8 protein-coding genes and 1 pseudogene are annotated in these 6,402 nt (G+C 36.8%); 8 read left to right on the forward strand and 1 reads right to left on the reverse strand.

The genetic code is table 11. The annotated features are described in order from the left end of the window. The 8 genes and pseudogenes from ACTBZY_RS23935 to ACTBZY_RS23970 all read left to right on the forward strand — a co-directional run. Nucleotides 1–401: pseudogene (locus tag ACTBZY_RS23935) on the forward strand (hypothetical protein); the annotation flags it as partial. 23 nt (nucleotides 402–424) lie between these two features. Further along, nucleotides 425–1,018 (forward strand): bifunctional nuclease family protein, encoded by a 594-nt coding sequence (locus ACTBZY_RS23940; protein ID WP_463048930.1) that lies wholly within the window; start codon nucleotides 425–427, stop codon nucleotides 1,016–1,018. Nucleotides 1,019–1,069: 51 nt separating this feature from the next. Beyond that, nucleotides 1,070–1,924 carry a lysophospholipid acyltransferase family protein gene (locus ACTBZY_RS23945; protein WP_463048931.1) on the forward strand — a complete coding sequence of 285 codons (855 nt, stop codon included), beginning with the start codon at nucleotides 1,070–1,072 and terminating at the stop codon, nucleotides 1,922–1,924. Nucleotides 1,925–1,987: 63 nt separating this feature from the next. After that, a complete protein-coding gene (locus ACTBZY_RS23950; protein WP_463048932.1) occupies nucleotides 1,988–2,866 on the forward strand; it encodes a cell division protein FtsX in 879 nt (292 codons plus the stop codon). A 12-nt stretch (nucleotides 2,867–2,878) separates the two neighbouring features. Continuing rightward, the gene (locus ACTBZY_RS23955; RefSeq protein ID WP_463048933.1) at nucleotides 2,879–3,166 is read left to right on the forward strand and encodes a DUF3098 domain-containing protein; all 288 of its coding nucleotides are present in this window, start codon (nucleotides 2,879–2,881) and stop codon (nucleotides 3,164–3,166) included. Between the two features lie 6 nt (nucleotides 3,167–3,172). Beyond that, on the forward strand, nucleotides 3,173–3,961 hold the full coding sequence (locus ACTBZY_RS23960) for an undecaprenyl-diphosphate phosphatase (RefSeq protein ID WP_463048934.1): 789 nt from the start codon (nucleotides 3,173–3,175) through the stop codon (nucleotides 3,959–3,961). After that, nucleotides 3,961–4,644: a tRNA pseudouridine(55) synthase TruB gene (gene truB, locus ACTBZY_RS23965; protein ID WP_463048935.1), complete on the forward strand. Its 684-nt coding sequence runs from the start codon at nucleotides 3,961–3,963 to the stop codon at nucleotides 4,642–4,644. The genes ACTBZY_RS23960 and truB overlap by 1 nt, the downstream gene beginning before the upstream one ends. Next, a complete protein-coding gene (locus tag ACTBZY_RS23970; protein WP_463048936.1) occupies nucleotides 4,631–5,557 on the forward strand; it encodes a bifunctional riboflavin kinase/FAD synthetase in 927 nt (308 codons plus the stop codon). The genes truB and ACTBZY_RS23970 overlap by 14 nt, the downstream gene beginning before the upstream one ends. Nucleotides 5,558–5,581: 24 nt before the next feature. Here the strand turns inward: ACTBZY_RS23970 and pheA are convergent. Next, on the reverse strand, nucleotides 5,582–6,402 hold an 821-nt coding region (pheA, locus tag ACTBZY_RS23975; protein ID WP_463048937.1), incomplete at its 5' end, for a prephenate dehydratase.

Genomic DNA, 6,402 nt, shown 5'->3' on the forward strand with positions numbered 1-6,402 from the left:
GTTTTGACGGAGAAGCCATTGGCGAAATGACAGTTAAAGCCCCGAAAAGGAAAAAGATAGAACTATCAGACAACTTTATACCAACTAGTGAGTTTGAAATACAAAGAGCTGAAGTAATTAATCTTAAAAATACCATTCTAGACCATGTTTATGGAATAGAAGAGGAAGGCAATACTTCTGAGATAGAACTTAGATGGAAGAAAAAGAAGTTAATTGTTTCTCAAAAGACCGGTAAAAATAAACTTAACTATTTCATTTTACATACCCCGGCCAGTAGAGATTGTATTGCTATTGAGCCGCAATCCTGTAATACAAATGCTTTTAATAACGAAGAGGGTCTTATCATTTTAAAAGCTGGAAAGAAAATTAAATTTGAAATTTCAGTTTCTGTGGAAGGTTAAAACAGTCTTTTTATATTTGTGAAGTGGATAAAATAAAACTAGAAATATTAGATATCTCTCCAAGCCAAGTTCAGGCTGGTTCATTTACAATGATCTTGGGAGAAGAAAACGGAAACGTAAGACTGCCGATCATTATTGGAATGTTTGAGGCTCAGGCTATTGCCATTGAACTGGAAAAAATAGAATCTAAAAGACCTTTAACTCATGACCTCTTCGTGTCATTTTCAAATTCCTTTGACTTCACCGTAGAAGAGATTTTGATTACAGACATTCAGGATGGTGTGTTTTATGCCAAAATAGTTTGTTCTGACGGTATAAGACAAAAAAATATTGATGCAAGACCTTCAGATGCCATTGCTATTGCTTTAAGGTTTAACGCCTCTATTTTCACCAATAAGCGTGTCTTTGATGAAGCTGGGGTAAATACCGAAGATATAGAGGATGACGCTAAACCAAAAGAAAAGCCTCAAAGAAGTATTACGGTGGAAGTTCAAGGAAACAAATTGCTTTCTGACCTTACAATGAGTGAGCTTAACCAAAAACTTAACGAAGCTCTAGAAAATGAGGAGTATGAAAATGCTGCCAAAATTAGAGATGAAATAGAACGCAGAAACTAATCTGCGTTTTTACTCCAATTATTTTGCTATTTTGGGGTATATAAAAATCATATGCTTAAAATCTTAAGAAACTTCCTTCCCTTTAAGGCCATAGGTGATAAACCAATGGCCAGGATATTGAATTATATTGACATTTTTGGCATTTTTCAAATTGACCCTTTTGGTTACCCCTTACTGTTAAAGAGATTGGTGATTTTTGTAGCGGGTTGGCCTACTTATTGGCGTCTGGCTGTAGCTAATAAATTAACCATTGAAGGTGGCAACTACCTTAAGCAGCTGCCAAACAACAATGTACTTTTCATCTCCAATCATCAAACGTATTTTGCTGACGTCATCACATTTTATCATATATTTTCTGCTGCTAAATGGGGTATGTATAATAAGCTTTACCCTTTTTACCTGTTTTCTCCAAGAGGAAAAACCTTTTACGTGGCCGCAAAAGAAACCATGAAGTCGGGTCTTATACCCAAACTTTTTAGCTTGGCTGGTGCCATTATGGTGGAGCGTTCGTGGCGTGCTGAAGGGCAAAATGTTAAACGAGAAGTGGACACCTCTGCTGCTGATAATGTAAAAAAGGGTTTGGACTACGGCTGGGTAGTGACCTTCCCGCAAGGTACTACTACGGCTTATGCTCCTATTAGAAAAGGTACAGCTCACTTAATTAAAGAGAATAACCCCGTTATTGTCCCGGTGGTTATTGATGGATTTAGAAGGGCTTTTAACAAAACCGGTCTGAGCTATAAAAAAAGGAATACTAATCTGAAGGTTAGGTTCAAACAACCCATCTATTTCGATAAAGACCAGCCGCTTGAAGAGATTATTGATATCGTTACTAAAATCATTGAGCAAAACATTCCAGAGAATATTGCCGAATGGAAAGCTGAAGCAGAGAATTTAAATTCTTAAAAAAGCCTAAACGACTCTTTCTTTTCCATTAACAAGATTATCTTTGTTTAACCTTTAGAGCAAATGAAATCAAACAAAAAACTTGGTAGCTATCCTGGCATTCTAATTACCGTCAGTTTGACGGTGGCCTTATTTCTTATAGGTTTCTGTGGCTGGGTGGCGTTTTCGTCAAAAGAGCTCATAAAATATATCAAACAGAACATTGAAGTTCAGGCTTACCTTGATAGAAATCTAGATGCCAGCAAGATAGATTCTGTTAAAATGGCTCTTATGGCATTTCCTGAAATAGAAAAAAGCGGCGATAGTAGTGTTATAAGTTTTATATCAAGCCAAACTGCCGCAGAAAATTTCTTAGCAGAAACCAACGAAAGCTATGAAGAGATTTTAGGAGATAACCCCTTCAGAGATGCATTCAACTTGAAAGTAAAGGAAGAACTGTTAAATGAGGGAGAGTTGGCTATATTGAAAATAAAAATAGAAGCTATTCCTGGTGTTTATGAAGCAGATTACGCCAAAGACTTTGTTAACGGAATCACAGAAAATGCCAATAAAGCCTATTTGATTTTAGCTTCCATTGTCCTCATTTTCTTAATCGCTACCATCCTACTTATCAATAATACCATAAAGCTAGCATTGTACTCACAGCGTTTTATCATAAGGACCATGCAGCTGGTTGGAGCGACAAATGCATTTATTCAAAAACCGTTTATCAGCAAAGGCCTTTTGCAAGGCTTAATTGCTGGGGTTATAGCATCTGTCTTGATATTGATCACGCAACAGTTAGCCTTGAGCGAGCTGGAAGGCTTGAGTTTGATTCAAAACCAACTTATGATGGTTTATGTCATTGCCATTATGTTAATATTAGGCCCTTTAATTGGACTAGTAAGTACTTTCCAATCTATAAATAAATATTTAAACGTAGATTTAGACGATTTATATTAATAAACAGACCTTATGTCAAAGAACAGAAAACTAACAACTAAGAAAGATATTATTTCTGAGCAGCCAGCTGCAAAAACAGTAGATAGAAAAACATCTTCCATTTCAGCAGACTTACCATTTGGGAAAAGTAATTTTCTTTTTATGATTATTGGTATTGGAGTAATTTTGACTGGATTTATTATCATGACATTAGACAAAGAAGAATTTGGCTTCGGATTCTTAGGAATTACACTCGGACCTATCATTGTTTTTTGTGGTTTCATGATTGAACTATACGCCATACTAAAGAAAAAAGCATAATTAATAATGGATTTTATTCAAGCTATCATCCTCGCAATTATAGAGGGTATAACGGAGTATTTACCTGTAAGCTCCACAGGTCACATGATAATAGCCTCTTCTCTTATGGGGATTGGCGACCAAGATTTCACAAAAATATTTGAAGTAAATATCCAGTTTGGAGCCATACTTTCTGTTATAGTTCTGTACTGGAAAAGATTCCTTCAGTCTTTAGATTTCTACTATAAATTGTTGGTGGCATTTTTGCCCGCTGCCGTTATTGGCTTTTTACTGAACGACTATATCGACATGCTTTTAGAAAATGTTATTGTCGTAGCAGTCATGTTATTATTAGGAGGAATCTTCCTAGTATTTATAGATAAAATATTTGAGGGAAAGCCCCAACATGAGGAGGTCAGCTACCCAACAGCCCTTAAAATTGGTTTCTTCCAATGTATTGCCATGATTCCTGGTGTATCTAGGTCTGCGGCTTCTATCATTGGAGGTATGACACAAGGACTAAGCAGAAAATCTGCTGCTGAATTTTCTTTCTTTTTAGCCGTACCTACCATGTTTGCTGCATCAGCTTATAAAATGCTTAAAGGCTATATGGACGGTGCTTTATCTTTCAGTAGCGAAGAAATTCAGCTTCTAGCGATAGGAAATGTAGTGGCATTTATTGTGGCCTTGGCCGCTATCAAATTCTTTATTGAATTCCTTCAAAAATATGGATTTAAGGTATTCGGTTACTATAGAATAGCACTAGGCTTACTAATTCTTGGCATGATGGCCATGGGTTACGACTTGAAAATTTAATGGATTATTTCGACGAAAACGGTACTGTATTACTCATTGATAAACCATTAACTTGGACTTCTTTTGACGCTGTAAAAAAGATAAGATGGGCTGGTAAATATAAGAAGGTGGGCCATGCTGGTACACTTGACCCCTTAGCCACCGGCTTGCTAATACTTTGTACAGGAAAAAAAACAAAGGAAATCGAGAAATATCAGGCTCAAGAAAAGGAATACACTGGCACCTTTACGCTGGGCGGCACAACCCCATCTTACGATTTAGAGACTGAAATAGATGAAGTATTCCCTACAGAACACATTTCAAAAGAAGATTTAAAGGAAGCTGTCAAAAAAATGACAGGACTCATTGAGCAGACTCCTCCCATTTTTTCTGCCGTAAAGGTAAAAGGACAACGAGCCTATGATGCCGCTAGAAAAGGGGAAGAGATCAAACTAAAAGTAAGACAAGTAGATGTAAAGGAATTTGAAATTGATGACACTGATTTCCCTGTCATCTCTTTCAGAATAGTTTGTTCTAAAGGCACATATATAAGAAGTATGGCCAACGATTTTGGGAAACTGCTACACTCAGGAGCACATTTATCAAGTCTTAGAAGAACCAAAATTGGGGACTTCTCTGTTGAAGACGCAGAAGATGTGATAAGCGTCTCAGAAAAAATTAGAGCAATACGTGAAAGTTTATAGAAGCTTAGAAGAATTTACTCCTCTTAAAAACGCCGTAGTAACCAGTGGAACCTTTGATGGCGTCCATATGGGTCATCAAAAAATCATTGCTAGACTTTTGCAAGCTGCAAAAGAAACGAATGGGGAAAGCGTGGTTATCACCTTTTGGCCTCACCCTAGACTGGTGGTGGCTCCAGACAGAGAAAATCTTAGGTTACTATCGAATCTAGACGAGAAAATTGAACTGCTGTCTTCCCTAGGGATTGATCACCTTTTAGTTCTTCCTTTTACCAGAGAATTCTCTGAGTTAAGTTCCGAAAAATACGTTGAAGATATTCTCATATCTGGAATAGGTACGGAAACCCTCGTTATCGGTTACGACCATAGATTTGGCAAAAATAGAGAAGGTGGTTTTGATTATCTAAAGCTTAATTCTGAAAGGTTTAAAATTGATATTGTAGAAATTCCAAGGCAAGAAATTGACAGCCTTACGATAAGCTCAACTAAGATAAGAATTGCTTTACAAAAAGGCGATATAAAGACCGCTAACGAACTTTTAGGAAGAAACTACTCCTTTCAGGGCTTAGTAAAAAAAGGTCGTCAGTTGGGCAGAACCATTGGATTCCCCACCGCCAATATTAATGTCTCCAAAAAGTATAAGTTAATTCCAGCGATTGGGGTATATGCTGTAAAAGTACATTTGAGAGACCAAATCTTTAATGGTGTAATGAACATAGGAAACAGACCTACCGTAGAAGGAACTGGCATTACCCAAGAAGTCCACATTTTGGATTTTGATGACGATATATACGGAGAAAATCTTAAAGTGGAAACGGTAAGCTATATCCGTACAGAAATGAAATTCTCCGATATTAAAGTGCTAAAAGAGCAGATTAACAAGGATATTTTGGCTGCAGCAGCAGTTTTAAAATAGAATATTTAGTCGTGGATGAAACGACTAAATATTCTTCACATAAGAACCCAAGACCTTAATTTCCTTACCATATTTGGCAATGACCTCTGCTAAGTTCTTCTGCTTATAATTTCCTTCAACTTCAATAAAGAACCAAAAGTTAAACTCTTGATCGCCTTTATAAGGGCGACTTTCTATTTTGGTAATATTGATTTTATTCTTTTTGAATTCATTTAAAAAATCTGCCAAAACTCCAGCCGATTCAGTGTTGTTCAGCCTTGCTATAAGGGTAGTTTTATCCGTATCTGTTGGTTGATTTTCAAACTCCTTCGAAAGAATAAAGAAACGAGTCCTATTATTGCTATTATCTTCAATGTTTTGAAAAACCATAGGTAAGCCAAAGAGTTTGGCGGCTATTTCAGAACAGATGGCGGCACTTTCTGGGTCTTCAGCTGCCATTTTTGCAGCTTTTGACGTTGATTCAACTTGAATTTCTTCAATTTCCTGTTGTTCAAAATATTTATTCAAAAAACTTCGACATTGCCTAAAGGCAATGTCTTTAGAATAAATTCGCTTGATGCCTTTCAACTTATCTACAGAGGATGCCAAAGCAAAATGGATGGAAAGCTTTAATTCAGCTACAATCTGAACATCCATTTCGTTCAATAGATCGACCGTTTCGTAAACTATTCCCGCTTGATTATTCTCTATTGGAATTACACCGAAACGAACTCTTTCTGAATCCACTGCTTCAAAAACTGACTTAATAGAAGGAAGCATAATATAATCTCCTAAGGCTCCAAATCTACTTTCGGCAGCTTGGTGGGTAAAACTACCCTCAGGGCCCATGTAGGCTATCTTTTCGG

This window comes from Arcticibacterium sp. (assembly GCF_055134445.1).